Here is an 18,533-nt window from a genome sequence, read left to right as displayed (position 1 = left end):
AAACGGTTGTCTGAAATTGTAGCCAGCGCTTTAAGCCAATTTCTATATCTATGACTATAGCGCCACTATGGCCAGTGTTGATCAGCCAAAAGTGTGATTCTTGCTGTTTGAATCCTCCTCGCACAACCTCTTTGAACTCTCCTTGGAAGGAAACTTGGCCTTTATGAAAAATAGATGGCCGGGCGACGTTTGTCGAGTCCAAGTTAAAGATATGCGGGGGTTTTTACAAAATGTATCAATTGCCCGCCAAGGCAAGAGAGTTGGCGGGCGAGGGGATTATTTAAAGCGTGAGAAATCCGGTTTGCGTTTTTGCATGAAGGCCCCAAAGGCTTCTGCCGCTTCTGGCGATTTCAGGCGCGCTGAAAACAGTTCGCCTTCCGCCAGCATCGTTGCCTCGAGTTCCTGCTGGATGGGCTTATTGAGAAGCATTTTCGTTGCCCGAATGGCGGCTGGTGCCTGGTTGACGAGTTTTTCACAAGTTTCCATGGCGGCTTTCTCGGTGTCGGAGGGATCACACACTCTATTAATCAGCCCCAGCCGGTAAGCATCTTCCGCAGTGAAGGCCCCGCCCAGCATTAATAGCTCGGCTGAGCGTACCCGGCCGACCCAGGAAGGTAGTAGAAGGCTTGAGCCACCCTCGGGGCACAGGCCCAGGTTGGCAAACGGCATCTGAAAACGCGCGTTAGTGCCTGCGAATACGAAATCACAATGCAAAAGCATGGTAGTGCCAATGCCTACGGCTGGGCCATTTACAGCTGCTACGACTGGCTTTGTGGCTTTAGCCAGTAACATTAGAAAGCGACCTACGGGGGTTTCTCTGAAGCTGCCTTGCAATCCGCTGGCAAAATCACTGAGATCGTTGCCTGCGGTAAAGCAGTCTTCACTACCGGTAAATAGCACGCAGCGAATGCCGTCATCGGATTCGGCTTGCTCAAGCGCATCGCCCAGTGCCGTGTACATGGCGTGGGTGAGTGCGTTTTTGCGTTCCGGGCGGTTAATGCGAACGGTCAAAATCTGATTATTGATTTGGGATTGAACGAAGTCTGTCACTGTGTCTCCTGGGGTGCTTCCTGATGTGCTTTTTGTCATTTGAGTAGGATGATACCTTTTTATAGGCGATTGTTAAGATAAAAGCTTTGCCTTTTGCCCAATCCCTCCCGCCCGCGAATTTCTGATAAACTGTGCCACCTGTTTTTTGACGATCCGATCATAACGATACCAACCTGATGAGGCGCCTATGACCACCGTAATCCGCCAGGATGACCTGATTGAAAGCGTAGCGGACGCGCTGCAGTTCATTTCTTACTATCACCCGAAAGATTTTATTGACGCGGTACATGAGGCCTATCAGCGGGAAGAGTCCCAGGCAGCCAAGGATGCCATGGCGCAAATCCTGATCAACTCCCGTATGTGTGCTCAGGGGCATCGCCCGCTGTGCCAGGACACCGGCATTGTGACCGTGTTCGTTAACATCGGCATGAATGTTCAGTGGGACTGCGAGATGGCATTGGACGACGTGATCAACGAAGGCGTGCGCCGTGCCTATGCCAACCCGGACAACGTGCTGCGCGCATCGATCCTTGCAGATCCGGATGGCAAGCGTCAGAACACTGGCGACAACACGCCTGCAATCATTCACTACAAAATGGTTCCGGGTGATACGGTTGAAGTGCATGTAGCAGCTAAAGGCGGCGGCTCTGAAGCCAAATCCAAGTTCGCCATGCTGAACCCATCCGATTCCGTAGTGGATTGGGTTCTGAAAATGGTGCCCCAGATGGGTGCTGGCTGGTGTCCGCCTGGAATGCTGGGCATAGGTATTGGTGGTACGGCTGAGAAGGCCATGCAGTTGGCGAAGGAATCCCTGCTGGACCCCATCGATATCCACGATCTGCAGGCACGTGGTGCATCCAATCGCGCTGAAGAACTGCGCCTCGAACTGTTCGACAAGGTGAACGATCTTGGCATTGGCGCTCAAGGCCTGGGTGGCCTGACAACTGTGCTGGACGTGAAGGTAAAAGATTACCCGACTCACGCAGCAAACAAGCCAGTGGCGATTATTCCGAACTGCGCGGCTACTCGCCACGCGCACTTCACTCTGGATGGCACCGGCCCCTCTTTGCAAACACCTCCGAGCCTGGAAGACTGGCCGGAAATCACCTGGGAAGTGGGTGAGGGTGTGCGCCGCGTGAACCTGAATACGATCACGCCGGAAGATGTAAAAGAGTGGCAGCCGGGTGAAACCGTTTTGTTGTCTGGCAAGATGCTGACCGGCCGCGACGCTGCTCACAAGAAGATGGTGGATATGATCAACGCTGGCGAAGAGCTGCCGGTAGATCTGAAAGGCCGCTTCATTTATTACGTGGGCCCGGTTGATCCTGTGCGTGAAGAAGTGGTTGGTCCTGCTGGCCCCACTACGGCTACTCGTATGGATAAGTTTACTCACACCATGCTGGAGAAGACCGGCCTTACGGGCATGATTGGTAAAGCCGAGCGTGGTCAGGTGGCCATTGATGCCATCAAGGAATTTGGCGCGGTGTACCTGATGGCTGTGGGTGGCTCTGCTTACCTGGTCTCCAAGGCCATCAAACACGCAGAAGTGGTTGCCTTCCCGGAGCTGGGTATGGAAGCCATTTATGAGTTTGATGTGGAAGACATGCCGGTAACTGTGGCGGTGGATTCCAAGGGTACGTCGGTTCATCAGACTGGCCCGGTGGAATGGCAAGAGAAGATTATTGCTGCGAAAGCCATCTGACGTTAGCTGAGCTATAAAGTCGAGGGTCAGGTTTCACCATCTGGCCCTCGGCTCTCCCTTCCTAATTTCTCCGCCGTTAACTCGAACAGCTGATGTTCATGTGTTTGCCCCAGTCCGGTGGCAGCGCAGCGTACTTTTCATAACCCGGCTGCTCGTCGAAGGGCCTTTCCAGAACCTTAAGCAATTCCTTCATGGGTTCAAAATCGCCATTTTGAGCTTCCAGAATCACTTTCTGCGCCAGGTAGTTCCGCAAAATGTATTTTGGATTCACCCTGCGCATCTCATATTCCCGCTCATCCCGGGCGCGCGTTTCTTTCTCAAGCCGTTCCGCATAATGAGCGAGCCACTCATCAGCCACTTGGCGATCCACAAACAAATCCCGCAGTGGCGCATGGCCGTGATCATACAGGTTTGAGAGTGCGCGGAAGAAGGTTGTGTAGTCAGCATGGTGCTCGTTGAGCATGCTGAAGGTGTCCATTACCAGGCTGAGATCGCCTTCGTCTTCCTGGGCCAGGCCGAGCTTGTCCCGCATGTTCTGTAAGAAGCGCCCGTTGTAGGCGGCTTCATACCGCTGTAGCCCTTTGCGGATAGTATCTTCGTCCATCACCGGTAGCAGCGCATTGGCAAGATACTGGCAGTTGGCAAAGCCGACTTGTGGCTGGCGGTTATAGGCATATCGACCGCCCTGGTCGGTGTGATTGCTGATGTAACCGGCATCAAAATCGTCCAGAAACGCGAAAGGCCCGTAATCGAAGGTGTCGCCGATGATGGACATGTTGTCGCTGTTCATAACGCCATGGCAGAAGCCTACTGCTTGCCAGTCTGCGATCAGTCTTGCAGTACGCTCCACCACTTCTTCAAACCAGCGTGCGTGGCGTTCTTCATCAGGTAGTTGGATCAGATGTGGGAAATGAAGCGATATAACGTGTTCCAGCAGGGTTTTTATCGCGTCTGGGCCTTCATGGTGTGCTGCAAACTCAAAATGGCCAAACCGGATGTGGCTCTGGGCGACGCGCATCAATGCGGCAGCAGTTTCGATGGACTCCCTGCGAATCGGGTCCCGGGCGCTGACCATAAACAGAGCGCGGGTCGTTGGGATTCCAAGCCCATGCATGGCTTCGCTACACAGGTATTCGCGAATGGTGGAACGCAGTACCGCCCGGCCATCACCAAAACGTGAGTAGGGGGTTGTTCCTGCGCCTTTCAGGTGCCAGTCCCAGCGGCGGTTATCCGGGCCTACGGTTTCCCAAAGCAGCAGGCCGCGGCCATCCCCCAGTTCCGGGTTATACGTGCCAAACTGGTGGCCGGTGTATTTCATAGCCACCGGGTCCATGCCTTCAAGTAACTCGGCACCGCCACCAATCTTTGCCCAGTCGGCTTCGTTGGTAACGTGGAAGCCCATTTCCTGGGCCAGTTTGTGGTTGAAGCACGCCATTTTTGCGTCTTTGAGTGGAGTGGGCTGAACGCGGGTGTAGAAGCTGTCTGGGAGTTCCAGATAGCGGTGCTCTACACGAAAACTATTGCTGCTCATAAAAGGCCTATACTCCAAATCGATAAAGATGTTTGCAAACCATTAACTAACGCCGGGAATCCGCTCTGCTTGTGAATGCGCTCGAAAATACTATCGCCACCTTAATAGACCAGGAAGGCCTTCCTGAACGCTACGCCAACACGGTGCAAAAGATCATTGTGCCCTTGGTGCATTACGTCTCGCAGCTCCAAGAATCGGAGCAACGAACGCTTGTTATAGGTATTCACGGTGCACAGGGAACAGGTAAATCTACCCTGGCTCTGTTCATGAAAGAGCTGCTCTCAAAGCACTGGAATTATCCTACAGCCAGCTTTTCTCTTGATGACATCTACCTTACCAGAGCAGAGCGTTGGGAGCTTGCGGAGCAAGTGCACCCATTACTGCTAACCCGTGGGGTGCCGGGTACACACGATCTTGAGCTTGGCCTGCGGGTAATAGATCAGCTCCGCTCAGCCCAACCGAAGGATGAAACGGCCATCCCTGCGTTTGATAAAGCAATGGATGACAGGGCGCCAGCAGGTGATTGGCCAGTATTCAAAGGCCGGCCGGCAGTTATTTTGCTGGAAGGTTGGTGTGTGGGAGCCCGGGCGCAAAGCAAGGAGGCACTTATAGCTCCGGTGAATTTATTGGAGGAGCAAGAAGACCCGGAAGGAGTAGGGCGCGCTTACGTGAATCAGTGCCTGAGTACTACATATAAGGATTTTTTCAGCCAGCTGGATAGCCTGATTATGCTTAAAGCGCCCTCCATGGAAAGCGTTCTGGAATGGCGCACCTTGCAGGAAAACAAACTGGCAGAGCGGATCAGAACTTTAGCTATGACTGCTGATAGGTCGCAGCCGTTACGGGTTATGAGCGATGATGAAGTCGCTCGTTTTATTATGCACTATGAACGGATAACCAGAGCTTCCCTTGCGGAAATGCCCGTGAGGGCGAATGTGGTAGTGGACGTATCGGAATCGCATTCCCTTAGCTTCAAAGTCGAACCACCCATCCACATGGGGTATCCTGATATGACACGCGATTTATAGCTGGATATTCAAAAGCTGGACACCCACGAGTGCCGAGATTCGATACATGATGAAAGCAATCAAGATAGTCGGTGATTCCCTGGTGTGGGAAGACTATGCGAGCTCCGAAGAGCTACCTGCAAACCACGTAGAAATCGATGTTGTCTGGACTGCCGTTAACCGGGCTGATTTGTCTCAGCGGGCGGGCGTTTACCCCCCACCTCCCGGAGCATCGGAAATTCTCGGGCTGGAAGTCAGTGGCCGTATTGCAGCCATAGGCGAAGCCGTAACGGGCTTTGAAGTGGGCGATGAAGTGTGTGCGCTTCTGACTGGGGGAGGCTACGCAACCAAGGTTGTGGTTCCCGCGGCTCAGGTATTGCCCATACCCAAGGGGTATTCGTTGCAAAAAGCCGCAGCGCTTCCGGAAGTGTTTGCGACGGCTTGGTTGAATCTATACCAGGAAGCCGACCTTAGGCCCGGTGAGCGTGTATTGCTGCACGCGGCAGGAAGCGGCCTGGGTACCACAGTTATTCAGATAGCCACAGCGTTTGGTAATCCGGTGTTTGCCACTGCAGGTGACGACGACAAGCTGGAAGTGTGCCGTAAGCTGGGAGCAACGGGCACCTGGAACCGCAAGAACGGATCGTTTGTGGATGCGGTGAAAAGCTGGGGCGGCGTAGATATGGTGCTGGATCCAGTCGGCGGAGGATACATTAAGGATGATCAGAAGGTCCTGAGTGTTGATGGCCGCATTGTTCTGATCGGTCTTCTGGGAGGACGTTTTTCGGAGGTCGATCTGGGTCTCATGCTTATGAAGCGCCACAAGCTGATCGGCTCGACCCTGCGTTCCCGTTCAGTCGCCGATAAGGAGCGTGTGATGCAAGATTTGTATCGCCATGTTTGGCCGTTGCTGGTTGCCGGGCAGATTGAGCCGGTGATTGACAGTGCCTGGCCCATTGAGCAGGTTGAAGACGCCATGGCCCATGTGGAAGCCAACAAAAATACCGGGAAGGTACTTCTCCAAATAGGGGAGTAGCCTTCCCGGCGTTATACGCCGGTTACTTTAATCGGCGATGTGCACCAGCTGCTTGCCGAAATTCTTGCCCTTCAGCATGCCTTTGAATGCCTCAACAGCGTTTTCGAGGCCTTCAGCAACCGTTTCACGGTACTTGAGTTGGCCTGAGGCAATGCGGTTGGTGAGAATGTCGGTAATTTCCTGGTGCTTGTCCTGCCACTCGGTTACCAGGAAGAAACGGTGCTCCGGAACCGGGTCGAGACGCTTGAGAATATCAAACGGTGTCTCTACGTTATCTGTGCTCTTGGCGTTGTAAGCCGAGACGAAACCGCAAATGGGCACCCGCGCTCCGGGGTTCAGTAGTGTCGCAACGGCTCTGGTTACGTCACCACCTACGTTTTCATAATAAATATCGATACCGTCTGGGCAGGCGGCTTTCAAATCGGCTTCAAGATTGCCCGCTTTGTAGTCCACGCAGGCATCAAAGCCCAGTTCGCCTACCACATAGCCGCACTTCTCTGGCCCACCTGCAACACCCACCACGCGGCAACCCGCAAGTTTGGCGGTTTGACCAACTACTGTGCCCACGGGGCCGGAAGCTGCGGAAACTACCACCGTTTCGCCGGATTTCGGTTTGCCCAAGTAGGTTAAACCGCAGTAGCCCGTGCGCCCTGGCATGCCTGCCACGCCGAGATAGGTTTGCAGGGGTACGTTTTCTTTTTGATCGATCTTGTAAACCATCGGCGCATCTGCGGGGAAGGTGACATACTCCTGCCAGCCGGAATAGCAGGTAACCAGATCACCTACTTTGAGCTTGTCTGACCGGGACTCAACAATCCTCGCAACACTTTCGCCCACGATGGGGTCGTCTATCGCAATGGGATCCATATAGCCTTTTGCATCGTTCATTCGCGGACGCATGTATGGGTCCAGCGAAAGCCATAACACCTGCGCAACAACCTCACCTTCTTCGGGCTTGCGCACCGGGCGCTCTTCCATCGCCAGATCACCGTCCTGAATTTCGCCGTTGGGACGCTGCTTCAGAACAATGGCGCGATTTTGGTATTGGCTCATGGTGTTTCCTCTGCTTATGCATGGTGGAACGCAACTTGAGGGGCGGCGGTCTTGGGCCGGCTTTTCATTTAGGTTGCGTAAAGAGACCAGATTAGCTTGAAGGAGAATAAACTTGTGGTCAAGCTCTCATGTTTCTGGCCATACCGGTTAGCGGGGTTACATTCCGGAATCGGGAGGTTATAATCGGGCACCGGCTCAGGATGAGCATGGATAACACACCAATCTTCAGGGACAGAAGACATGCCCCAGGCAAGCGGACTGCAGTTTACCGCCCGTGTTGGCGAACTCCCCACTGATCTATTCTCTGTTGTTGGCTTTACGCTGACCGAACGGCTATCCGAGCTGTTTCACGGCTGCCTTGAGCTGGCCAGCACCGACCCGGACATAGATGCATCCGAAGTTTTGGAGCAGCAAGTCGATCTGGTTGTGTGGCAGGATGGCATGCCCCTTCGCCGCTTCACCGGCGTGGTCAACGAATTCGCCCGGGGTGATTCCGGCCACCGGCGCACCCGCTATGAAATTGTTATCGAGCCGCCTGTGTGGCGCTTGGGGCTGATGCACAACAGCCGCATCTTCCAGACTCAAACTACAGATACCATCGTGCGCACCCTGCTGGAAGAGCGGGGCATTGTGGATTCCGTATTTGATCTGAAACGTGCCCCCCAGGAACGGGAATACTGCGTACAGCACCGGGAAACCGACCTGGCCTTTGTCAAACGGCTGGCGGCAGAGGAAGGCTGGCACTACCGCTACCAGTACGGCAGCGTGGATGGCAGCGAACAACCCGGCCTGATTATTGCCGACCACCACGGTGATGCGCCAAGGCTGGAAGCAGCCGAATACAACGGCAAAGCGGGCGGAAGCACCAAACAATCCGCCGTATTCCGTTTCCGCTACGAAGAACGGGTTCGCGCCGCTTCTGTAGCCACCAAAGACTACACCTTCAAAAACCCCGCCTATGCGCTGATGCACGAACACAGTGCAGCCGGTGCCAATCAACGGCAGGATTACCAGCACTTTGATTACCCGGGCCGTTTCAAAGCCGACGCCAGCGGCCAGCCGTTTACCGAAGCCAGGCTGGACGCCCTCAGAAACGACGCCAGCACCGCCACCGGCGCGAGCAACCGCGCAGACTTCACCTGCGGTGCCAAAACCGAACTCACCGAACACGACAACCCCAAGTTGAATCGGGACTGGTTGCTTACGGCGGTTACCCACACCGGTAAACAGCCCCAAGCCATGGAAGAAGAGGGCGGTTCTGGCCCCACTACCTACCACAACACCTTCAGTGCCGTACCCGCCGACAAAACCTGGCGGCCAACGGTTAGCCATCGCCCTCTAATGGACGGCCCGCAAATCGCCCTGGTGACAGGCCCGGAAGGGGAAGAAATTCACTGCGACGAATTTGGCCGGGTAAAAGTACGCTTCCCCTGGGACAGATACAGCAAGAACGACGAACACAGCAGCGCCTGGTTGCGAGTAAGCCAGGGCTGGGCTGGCGGCCAGTATGGCTTCATGGCCCTGCCCAGAATCGGCAACGAAGTGATTGTCTCCTTCCTCGATGGCGACCCGGATCAGCCCATCATCACTGGCCGAACCTACCACGCCACCAACACACCGCCCTACGCGCTGCCGGAACACAAAACTCGCACCACCCTGAAAACCCAGACCCATAAAGGCGAGGGCAGCAACGAATTGCGGTTTGAAGATGAGGCCGACAAAGAGCAAATCTACATCCACGCCCAGAAAAACCTGGACCTGCTCACGGAAAATAACTGCACCGAAGTCATCAAAAATGACAGTCACCTGACCGTTGAGAACGACCGCTTCAGCCACATAAAAAGCAACGAGCACCTCACGGTTGATGGCGAAAGGCGCCAAACCATCGGGGCCGACTGCAGCCAGACCATCGGCGGCACCCTGCACCAGAAATCCGGCAGCGCCATGCTCTGCGAAGCTGGCAGCGAAGCCCACCACAAAGCGGGCGCGAAAGTAGTACTGGATGCCGGCGCCGAAATCACCATCTCCGGCGGTGGCAGCTTTATCAAGCTGGATCCCAGTGGGGTAACACTGAGTGGGCCGGGGATCAAGATTAATTCGGGTGGGGCGCCGGGGAGTGGCTCAGGGCAGGCGGTCGTTACTCCGGAACTCCCAGCAGTACTTGGTATAGATGGTGCGGCAATGCCACAGCCGCCGGAACTGGCGATGGTGGGCCAACGCAAAAATGCCTCTCCTGACCAAATGGAGGTTGATCAGTTACCGGGCACAGATCGAAAGCTGATCGTTGATGTGATTGGTGGGCATAACAGCGGGGGAGCAGTTGAGGTTATCAAGGATTCTTCAGAAGGGGGCAAAGCGTGACAGGTACTGTAACTTTTACCGATGAATCCAGGGAACGTTCAGTTCGTCGTAAAGCAGAATACGACGACAGTAATCCCCATGACCTGGTGCTCACAATCAACAAGCGGGAAGGGGGGCAGATTACTATTCCGCTTCTGAAAAATGCCCGTTCGAATATTGAACGGGAAGACCATCAGGAGAACACCCTGTTAAGGATTAAACCCCTGGCAGAAATCGAAAGCGCACTTCCTGTCTCTACAGGTTATGGAGCCCCAGTCTATCAAGGCAAGGCTGTTGCGATGCTCCGGCCAGGCTACTTATATGTGTTTCGCCGAGGCAGTTTGTGGCGTGAGCTGGAGATCGGGCCAGATTCAAAAGTGAGTGATGTTGATCTCACGGCTGCCCGGAATGAAATTGATAACCCGGAGAGTAACTTACGGGTTGAACGCCCAGCGGAAGGTGAATGGTTCGACGATGTACTCGTACCCGTATTCCTGCAAGGGCAAGCGGTTATGCACGACTTCCGCATGGCGTACAGTGAGGTGCAATGGGACTGGAGCTATATCCAGAAGCTGGAGGCCGATGATAAGGCCAGGAATGCCCGCACAACAGGCATTGGCCATGCCTGGGCTGTAACTGCCGCAGAGGGCATCAGCTTCAAGACCGGGTTTCCGGCTTCCAGGGTTGAGGATCTACCGGAGCTGCGGGCAAGGGATCTCGGCGTTGAGCTAATGCTGGAAAATCCGCGAGATTTTACGCCAGCCTTCGAAACTCCATCGGATTCCGAACTCTGTGTAAAACTAGCCGCCCGCTTGCGTGAAGCTCAGGAAGAAGGTGGGCAGCCCGTAGAGCTTGATATCAGCTGTGATCCCGACAAAGACCGGCTGGCCGACCTGAGAGGGCAGAAAGGGCTAGCTTGTATTGCCTTGCCAGACCCGCTTTTCAAGCTGCGGCATTCGCTTGCTCAGTTGCATTTGGCTTTGCATTATCTTGATGCGATTGATGTGTCTATTCAGAAAAACCCGATGGTTCATTCTGCAATGCTGATCCGGCAGGCGGTTTTTGATCCGCAAGCAGGTGGTAAAAAACCATCATTGGCAAAGTATGCAGAAGCCATAGACCGGCAGAAGTTAGATGAAGTGTTGCACACGCCTGAAAAGAATCATGCCATTCGCATCATTGAGCAGCACGCCGAAGATCTGATAGCTACGATCAAGATAGGGGGGCTTGATCCAATTTTTGAAGATTACCGGACATGCAGTGATCATGCGATCTGTGAAGCCTATTTGTTGGTGGCGGATAAACTCAATGTCTTGCAGCAGATCCCCGGCGTGCTTAAAGCTCAAGGTGCAAGCAGTGATGTCGAGGTCTTAACCGGATTAAAACAATGGATACTCAAGGGAAGTTTTCTAGCTGATTGGTCACCGCAACCTGATTCTGAGAGTTCAACTGATGAGAAGGGCGAGATGCCGTCTCCTTATGAACGCTTGCGAGCGCTTGCTGATGGGGGCGTCGAGATTGATGAGGCGCTGCTAAACCGCCTGAATACGCAGTCATTAGTCTATCTGGAGAAGCAGCTGCAAGAGAAAACAGAAAGCGGTGATAGCGTTATTAAGGATATTTCCAATGCGGGAAAAGTTGGAGGGTTAGTATCCGGTGCTTTGTCAGAGTGGAGTTCCGCGATATTGGCAGTATGTAAGCGTCTGATGGAAGAGGGAAAAATTCAGCAGGTCGAATTGCAAAGAGTTATGCAGGCCGTTTCATCGAACCTTGCTTTAACTGATCCCGAGCTGAAAAGTATTAAGGTGATGGACCGGGCTGGAGCTCTTATCAGCGGTTCAATTCTAGGTGTGAAAGGAAATGGGCTCGACCGGGGATTAAATGATTTTGACCACACAGAAGGCGTGCTCACCCGAAAAAAAGACTATTTGTATGCGGACCTATTGGACAGTTCTGATGAGGTAATTGCATCAAGCAGCCCCACACGCGCCGCTGATGCTTTGGAGGAAGCTGTTAATAAGGTAGCTGGTGGAACCATGGTGTTCTTTGCGCCCGATGCGCACTCCGAAGCCCAGAAGCTTAGCCTGTTGAAGGTGGATTTTGCTAAGCGTGTCGGGAAAGTTGTGGATGGGCCAGCTGTGTCCCGTGGGCTGGTGGTTTTGGCGGCGTTTAATGTTTTTATAGAACTGCAAAATTATGGTCGAGCCCAAGATTCACGTAATGGGAACATGCCCCTAGCAACCACGAAGTTGCTGGCGGGTGCTGGCGTGGATCTCTTCGCAGCGTCCATTAAATTGAGCGTTGTGATGGGAAGCGACTTAACTAACCAGCGTCGTCTTTACAAATTTTCTACTCGACCACTGTTCGATATGAAAAACTGGATTTTTATTGGTAGTAGGTTAAAAAGCTTGAATGCTTCTACCTTGGTTCGTACTGTAGGCTTGGCGAGTTTTGTTGCAGGTGCTATCAATGTTGTTGTGAGCGCCTGGGAATTGCGAATCAGTTTGTCACAGCAGGATTTGGATGCCGCCACGGGCCACGCTATAGCATTAATAGGTGGCTTGATTTTTGTGGCTCAGCCACTTTTTGGCACTTTGCTCGCCATACCTGGCTGGGGGTGGGCAATCCTTGGCATGACGATGGTGATTGGCGGTGGTTTGTATGCCTCTGCTGTTGCAGATGATGTGTTCGAAAAACTCCTCAAGCGAGGTCCGTGGGGTACGTATCCTGACGACTTAATGGTTGGGCACGACGATCAAGCCTATTACAGTCAACTGCTTTCTCTTCTTTCACCGATTGAGATTACTGCGCAAAAGTATGCAGATATTGAACCGGATTCTGCATTATCTCCCCCTAGTTACACACCCAAATCTGATGATTACGTGGTAACAGTAAAGTTCCCTTTGGTCAGCCGGTTGAACCTCTATCGTGGGTATGAGTGTAACGCAGGCATACCTGTGACCCCTTTCAACTTGGTTGTTCAGGAAGTCGCCTATCAATCCTCAAATACAAGCATCGTTGCTCCGGGCTCTATTGCGCCCGTTAGCAGTACTCAACTCGTAAAAACCACACCGTTGAAGAAAGTCGTGGCTCGACAGTCACTGCCACATCTATCTGCTGTTCGGTTTCTTGTAAAACGCGAGCTTCAAGATCGTGAATATCGTAGTTTGCTTTATCAAGAGTCAGTGAAGACACGGGTTCGAGTTGGACTTCAGGTTACTTTAGATACCGAATTAGGGCCGATCATATTTCCCGCACCAGTGTATGAATATTATGAACCATATAATTCGGCCCTGCACAGCAACCCACCACCTAAGGAGCGGGCTATCTTGGATCCATACGCTCAGCCAAAGTCGCCATACTGGTTTTTCACCGAGGTAACCGCATGAGTGCCCCAAAAGCTGTCTCTGAATATGCAGGCACGGCCTTCAGGGCAACTGCTATAGGGCCGTTGCCTCAAAGCCAGACCAAGCGCACCCGTATCGGCGAAGAACTGCAGCCCATTGGCATCTACGCTGGGTTTATTCCATACCACGGAACTATCCAAGATATTGATACTCTGCAGGGTCAGGAAAGAAAAGATCCTGAATTCAAAGACAAGGATTGGTGGTGGGATCACCAGAAAATTCGATTTCTTAATGGCAAGCTAGGCTTTAAGTTTCTAATCCTGCTCTTGCCATTTACGTGGATCTTTATGCTTCTATTTGGTGGCTTGGCTTCTATTGTTTGGGGAATCATCCTGTTATCTGGGTGGTACGATCTTCCCGGGCTGCTAGTTGGTATGATTGGGTTGGTTATGGTATTCGCGTGGTTGTTTTTTGCATTTTGGATAATCCCTCCCACCACCAACTGGATAATGAGCACCGGTCTCAGCTTTTTTCTCAAACCCTTCGAGAAAACCATCCACAAAAAGCTGGACAACACCCTCGAAGATGGCTGCAGTGAATTCAATCGCCTCACAGGCCAGGTTCGCATTGCCCTCGGCCGAAAGCGTTTTTTCGAAGCGCCTTTTGTGGAGTTTGATGCCTATGTTGAGCGGGTTGTTCAGCAAGGCGGTATCTTCTATCGACTCATGTTGGTACACCGCTACACCCAGAAAACCTTCAACAAGACCGCCTTCAGCACCATTGAAGCGGAAAAGCACGAAGTTTTGGCCCTGTGGGATATGCTTCAGCGCTACATGGATGTGACCCAGCCCTTGCCGGATACACCGCGTCTGGAACCCTTTCGTCACCTGGATCCGGTCACTGCGGAACATGATAAGCAAACCGGTCGGAACCCCCGTTACTGGCGTGACCTTGATCTGGACTCCTGGAAAGACGGAGAGGGATGGCGGGAATTATATCAGCGGCAAAGACAGTATCCGTGGGGCAGCCGGGCTTGCAAACTTACGCCACAACTGGGCAGGATCTCGATGGAAGAGTATCGCCAGAAGCGCCCTTATGGCTCTTGGCCAATTTGAGACAAAGAGCCCGCTAATGGCTTGACCTTGCGGCCAGGAAACTAACCATGGCCGGCGGGGAGCCTGAGGGTCTTGCCAGACAGAGGGAACTCAGCGGCGACGCACGGAGCAATACGGGAAACAGAGATTAAAAATTAACTCAACTCCAGGGATGGTGAAAATGAGTGATTGTGTAGAAGCGACATGCACAGCCTGCGATGGTAGGAATCAACTTGCTGCAGATCAGATGGAAATGCTTGGGAAATCTGAGCCTGTTGAGTGTTCCCAGTGTGGGGTACTGGTAAAGATTAATGCGGATGCCGAATCAGAGCTAAAAGCAAAAGTATCGGTTTTAATACTAACCATTGGGGCGGCAACGGTTGGCGTGGTAGCGCTGATCAATATATTTGGTGATGCCGGATTCCCTACTTATTTCGTGGCGGTTCCATTCATTTTGGTTTCAGCAATCATGAGTTCAGCGCTGAACGGTGGTGTTATTCAGTTACAGAGTGTTGACGCTTCTGGTTGATGGGTATCCCCCTCTGGCAGGGTGACCGCCTGATCGCCGAAGAAACTGGCGAAAGGCTGTCTGGAAGTTGTGCTGAGTACCTGGCAGGCCCATGGCCAATTTGATGTTACAAGGAGAGTAGACAATGGATTATCAAATAAAAGAACTCATAAAGCAGGGATTTAGCCGAAATGAGATTTTCGAGAAGCTCAAAAAGAGTCGTGGGTGTTCTGTTGGCGATTTCAGGGTGCGTGCTCTCGTATTCAATAAAGGTTCGACTGTTTCCTCACATGGGATTTATGGATGTGAAGAAGGATGAAAACGGAATGTATATTTTTGAATGATGCTTGGGATCGGCGATCGAAGGCCAGAGGGTCAGCAGCTCACTGACCACTCCCCCTCAAACCTTTAACCCGCTGCTCCAACATCTCAGCAGTCGCTTTTTCTGCCGAAACCGGCTCGCCAGCCACCAATTCGATCCGCGACCAGAAACGTTTCGGAAGGTGGCTCAGCGCCGGCCCGCCGCAGTGGCTGAAAAAGCTGCCCCATAGCCCCCGAAGTGCCATGGGCACAACCGTTACGGGCCTGCGCTGGATGATAATTTCAACCCCGTTTTTGAAGGTGCCTACTTCGCCGTCAGATGTCAGTTTTCCTTCCGGGAATATACACACCACGTTACCAGCATCCAGCTCTTCGTCGATGCGGTTGAAAGCTGTCTCGTAAATCTCAGGCACTTTGGCTTTGGGACCAATCGGGATGGTTTTGGCGAGCCTGAACAGGGCGCCAAGAACGGGCGTTTTGAAGATTTGGTGGTCCATTACAAAACGGATGGGCCTGCGCACTGCGCCGGCAATGATAAATGCATCCATATAGGTTACGTGGTTACAAACCAACAGTACCGGGCCTTCCTCGGGAATCTGGCGAAGGCCTTCGTGGCGCACCCGGTAGATGGTGTGTGACAGTATCCAGACAATAAACCGCAAAGCGAACTCGGGAACCTGCTGATAAACGAAGCCAGCCACGATCAGGTTCATGATGGAGAGCACCAGAAAGAACTCCGGAATGCTGAGCCCGATCACGCCCAGCATTAAAATACCCATACCAGCGCTGACTACCATGAATAGGGCGTTGAATACGTTCAATGCCGCAATTACGCGGGCCCGCCGGGGCTCCGGGGTTTGCTGTTGTACAAAGGCATATAGCGGCACGATAAACAGGCCACCAAAGAAGCCTATGCCCAGAAGATCAATGGCCAGTTGCCGGTGTTGGCTGTCGGTGACGAGCATCCACCAGTCGGTCGGCACAGGATTGGCGGGCATATTGAAATATAGATCAAGCCCGAACAGACTGATGCCCAGCGAACCAATCGGCACGATACCGAGTTCGATCCGGTGCCCGGATAGCCTTTCACAGGCCATTGAGCCCAATGCGATCCCGATGGTGAATACGGCGAGCAGCAAGGTGACAACGGTTTCGTCGCCCATCAAATCCGTTTGGGCGAAGCTGGGGAATTGAGTGAGGTAGGCGGCGCCCAGAAACCAGAACCAGGAAATGGCCATGATGCACAACAACACTGAGTGATTCTCGGCTGCCAGCCGCATCAGGTTCCAGGTTTCTCGCAGTGGCCGGAAACCAATGGTCATCTCTGGGTTAGTAGCGCCCGTCACCGGAACTTTTCGTGCGGCCAGATAACCAACAACGGCAAGAACCACTACACCGATTGCCGCCAGTTTCTCCGGCTGCTCGCTGCCCATTAACAAGCCGGCCGCAAGCGTACCCACCAAAATCGCAACGAAGGTGCCCATTTCTACCAGAGCATTGCCGCCCACGAGCTCATCGTTTGTGAGCACTTGGGGCAGGAGGGCATATTTGACCGGGCCAAAGAAGGTGGACTGTACACCCATCAGGAATAATAACAGCAGCAAAGCCTCATACCATCCGTGCCACAAGCCAACAGCGGCCAGCACCATGATTGCAATTTCTGCCAGTTTTACCCATCGGATAACCTGGGACTTTTCGTATTTGTCCGCCAATTGACCAGCAATACCGGAGAACAGAAAGAACGGCACAATGAACACGAAGGCCGCAATATTTACCGCCACATCAATCGGCAGGCCCATCAAACCACCTGCGGTATAGGTAATTAAAAGCAGCAGGACATTGCGGAACAGATTGTCGTTGAAGGCGCCGGAAAATTGCGTCAGGAAAAACGGCAGGAACCGGCGCTTTGAAAGCAGTCGAAATTGGCTGTGGTCATCCATGATGCCTATCCTTTATCAGTGTTTTAGCGGCCTGCTTTGCTTGCAAGCTTGATCTGCATAGTGCTGATATTATTGGCTTATTGTGGCAGGCGTTTCCTGAAATTGGTACGAAAATCATGGCCAATCTTCCGGCACCACAAACACCCGATCCACCTCGTGCCAATTGCCGACCCGCGGATCTTCCCGCAATACGGCAAACAGCTGCGGAATGCCTCTGTCTTCTACGCGCCTCAGAGCATCCATAGCAAGTTCGGCATCTGGCTTCTCGCCCTGAAACCAGCCGCCAATCCAGTGTGGTTTGTTGAGTACAACCCAATGCGATGTGTCTAGTGCTTTTGCGTGGCAAACATACAGCCACCGCCCACGCAGATGCTCGCTGGGAACATAATCCGGCGCTGTTGCCTGGGAGGCATCGGGATAGAACAAATACCCCGGCATGAAAATCCGTGGTGTCAGCGGGCCGGTAATGCCAGATTCGGAGAGCATTGCGAGTGTTTCCGGCAACCATGTGCGCCGGCTTTGTTGTTCGAGCAGGCTCGTTGTTTTTATATCCAGTCGGTCTCTGGCATTGGGGCCGTACCAGAGGGTCGTTCCGTTGGACTCTGGCACGCCAAGGTAGAACTTGATGGCAATTTCGTGGTGTTCAATGCGGTCTTCTGCACGATTGTGCACCACGAAATCCAGCTCTCCGATGGTGTGCCCGGCAGATTGTATCTGTTGGTTCTTCATCAGAATGGGCCAGCCGAGCAGGTCTTCCAGCAAAACCTGATACAGTCGTTCGAAATAGAATCCCAGCCTGCGCTGTGGCGGCTCCCTCAGTAACGGAGGTGCAGCCTCAGGATCTTCATCCCATAGCTTGAGCAGGTCAGGGTAGTTCGAAGGCAGATACTCCGCAGGCTCAAAAGTGATCGGCGAATGTGCCAGTTGCTGTGCCTGGCACAACCAGGCGAGGTGGTTGATCGCTGGTGTGCGGTAAGGGCTGATCAGTTCGGGCTTGAGGTTTGCGTCCATCCGTCCAGAATACCGTAAACTGTGTGGTAATAAAGATGCGGCAGTCCCGTGCCAGTCAAAGCGCAGGGTTCACCGCTTGAAGCAAAAGGATACGGAAGGAGGCAGTATGCAGTACCTACATACGATGATCCGCGTAAGGGATCTTGAGAAATCCCTGCATTTTTTTTGTGACTTGCTGGGTATGGTTGAGATCGACCGTAGAGACAGTGAGAAAGGCCGATTTACGCTCGTGTTTCTCGCAGCGGCAAAGGACGAAGCTCAAGCGCGTGAGCATAAGGCGCCTACGCTGGAGCTGACCTATAACTGGGATCCGGAAGAGTATGACGGTGGTCGTAACTTTGGCCATCTGGCTTATCGAGTGGATGACATCTATGCGCTTTGTGAGTCGCTGCAGGCCGGTGGCGTTACGATCAACCGCCCACCTCGGGATGGGTACATGGCGTTTATCCGTTCACCAGACAATATTTCCATAGAGTTACTACAGAAAGGCGAGCCGTTGGCGCCTAAAGAGCCTTGGGTGAGTATGGAGAATACCGGCAGCTGGTGAGTGCGGTATGCCCGCTGGAATTGCAGATAGCGCGAAACAACCATAG

At 53.2% G+C, this 18,533-nt stretch carries 13 protein-coding genes; 8 read left to right on the top strand and 5 right to left on the bottom strand.

What is annotated here, in order from left to right; genetic code table 11:
• Positions 1–276: 276 nt before the first annotated feature.
• Positions 277–1,050, bottom strand: coding sequence for an enoyl-CoA hydratase (locus AADB16_RS14590; RefSeq protein ID WP_410804309.1), 774 nt, complete (start codon positions 1,048–1,050; stop codon positions 277–279).
• 187 nt (positions 1,051–1,237) lie between these two features.
• Between AADB16_RS14590 and AADB16_RS14585 the strand changes: the two genes are divergently transcribed.
• Positions 1,238–2,752, top strand: a complete 1,515-nt coding sequence (locus AADB16_RS14585) for a fumarate hydratase (RefSeq protein ID WP_410804307.1) — start codon at positions 1,238–1,240, stop codon at positions 2,750–2,752.
• Positions 2,753–2,828: 76 nt separating this feature from the next.
• Here the strand turns inward: AADB16_RS14585 and AADB16_RS14580 are convergent, their stop codons facing one another.
• Positions 2,829–4,283, bottom strand: coding sequence for a protein adenylyltransferase SelO (locus AADB16_RS14580; protein WP_410804305.1), 1,455 nt, complete (start codon positions 4,281–4,283; stop codon positions 2,829–2,831).
• A gap of 71 nt (positions 4,284–4,354) precedes the next feature.
• Here AADB16_RS14580 and AADB16_RS14575 point away from each other — a divergent pair, with 71 nt between their 5' ends.
• Together AADB16_RS14575 and AADB16_RS14570 are read left to right on the top strand one after the other, a co-directional pair.
• A complete protein-coding gene (locus AADB16_RS14575; RefSeq protein WP_410804304.1) occupies positions 4,355–5,311 on the top strand; it encodes a hypothetical protein in 957 nt (318 codons plus the stop codon).
• Positions 5,312–5,357: 46 nt separating this feature from the next.
• Entirely contained in the window at positions 5,358–6,326 is a 969-nt protein-coding gene (locus tag AADB16_RS14570) for an NAD(P)H-quinone oxidoreductase (RefSeq protein ID WP_410804302.1), read from the top strand.
• Between the two features lie 27 nt (positions 6,327–6,353).
• Here the strand turns inward: AADB16_RS14570 and AADB16_RS14565 are convergent, their stop codons facing one another.
• Positions 6,354–7,379 (bottom strand): NADP-dependent oxidoreductase, encoded by a 1,026-nt coding sequence (locus AADB16_RS14565; protein WP_410804300.1) that lies wholly within the window; start codon positions 7,377–7,379, stop codon positions 6,354–6,356.
• A gap of 240 nt (positions 7,380–7,619) precedes the next feature.
• Here AADB16_RS14565 and AADB16_RS14560 point away from each other — a divergent pair, with 240 nt between their 5' ends.
• The 4 genes from AADB16_RS14560 (at position 7,620) to AADB16_RS14545 (ending at position 14,689) form a co-directional block, all read left to right on the top strand.
• On the top strand, positions 7,620–9,740 hold the full coding sequence (locus AADB16_RS14560) for a type VI secretion system Vgr family protein (RefSeq protein WP_410804298.1): 2,121 nt from the start codon (positions 7,620–7,622) through the stop codon (positions 9,738–9,740).
• Entirely contained in the window at positions 9,737–13,108 is a 3,372-nt protein-coding gene (locus tag AADB16_RS14555) for a hypothetical protein (protein ID WP_410804296.1), read from the top strand. Before AADB16_RS14560 ends, AADB16_RS14555 begins: the two co-directional genes overlap by 4 nt.
• A complete protein-coding gene (locus AADB16_RS14550) occupies positions 13,105–14,181 on the top strand; it encodes a hypothetical protein (protein ID WP_410804295.1) in 1,077 nt (358 codons plus the stop codon). Before AADB16_RS14555 ends, AADB16_RS14550 begins: the two co-directional genes overlap by 4 nt.
• 160 nt (positions 14,182–14,341) lie before the next feature.
• Positions 14,342–14,689: a hypothetical protein gene (locus tag AADB16_RS14545; protein WP_309045643.1), complete on the top strand. Its 348-nt coding sequence runs from the start codon at positions 14,342–14,344 to the stop codon at positions 14,687–14,689.
• 362 nt (positions 14,690–15,051) lie between these two features.
• Here the strand turns inward: AADB16_RS14545 and AADB16_RS14540 are convergent, their stop codons facing one another.
• Together AADB16_RS14540 and AADB16_RS14535 are read right to left on the bottom strand one after the other, a co-directional pair.
• Entirely contained in the window at positions 15,052–16,929 is a 1,878-nt protein-coding gene (locus tag AADB16_RS14540; protein ID WP_410804293.1) for an MFS transporter, read from the bottom strand.
• A gap of 114 nt (positions 16,930–17,043) precedes the next feature.
• On the bottom strand, positions 17,044–17,940 hold the full coding sequence (locus AADB16_RS14535) for a DUF1853 family protein (RefSeq protein ID WP_410804291.1): 897 nt from the start codon (positions 17,938–17,940) through the stop codon (positions 17,044–17,046).
• 106 nt (positions 17,941–18,046) lie between these two features.
• Between AADB16_RS14535 and gloA the strand changes: the two genes are divergently transcribed.
• Entirely contained in the window at positions 18,047–18,487 is a 441-nt protein-coding gene (gloA, locus tag AADB16_RS14530; protein ID WP_309045640.1) for a lactoylglutathione lyase, read from the top strand.
• Positions 18,488–18,533 lie beyond the last annotated feature (46 nt).

The sequence above is a fragment of the Marinobacter sp. KMM 10035 genome (genome assembly GCF_046537445.1).
GTDB lineage: Bacteria > Pseudomonadota > Gammaproteobacteria > Pseudomonadales > Oleiphilaceae > Marinobacter > Marinobacter sediminicola.
This window is presented reverse-complemented; position numbering and strand designations above follow the sequence as displayed.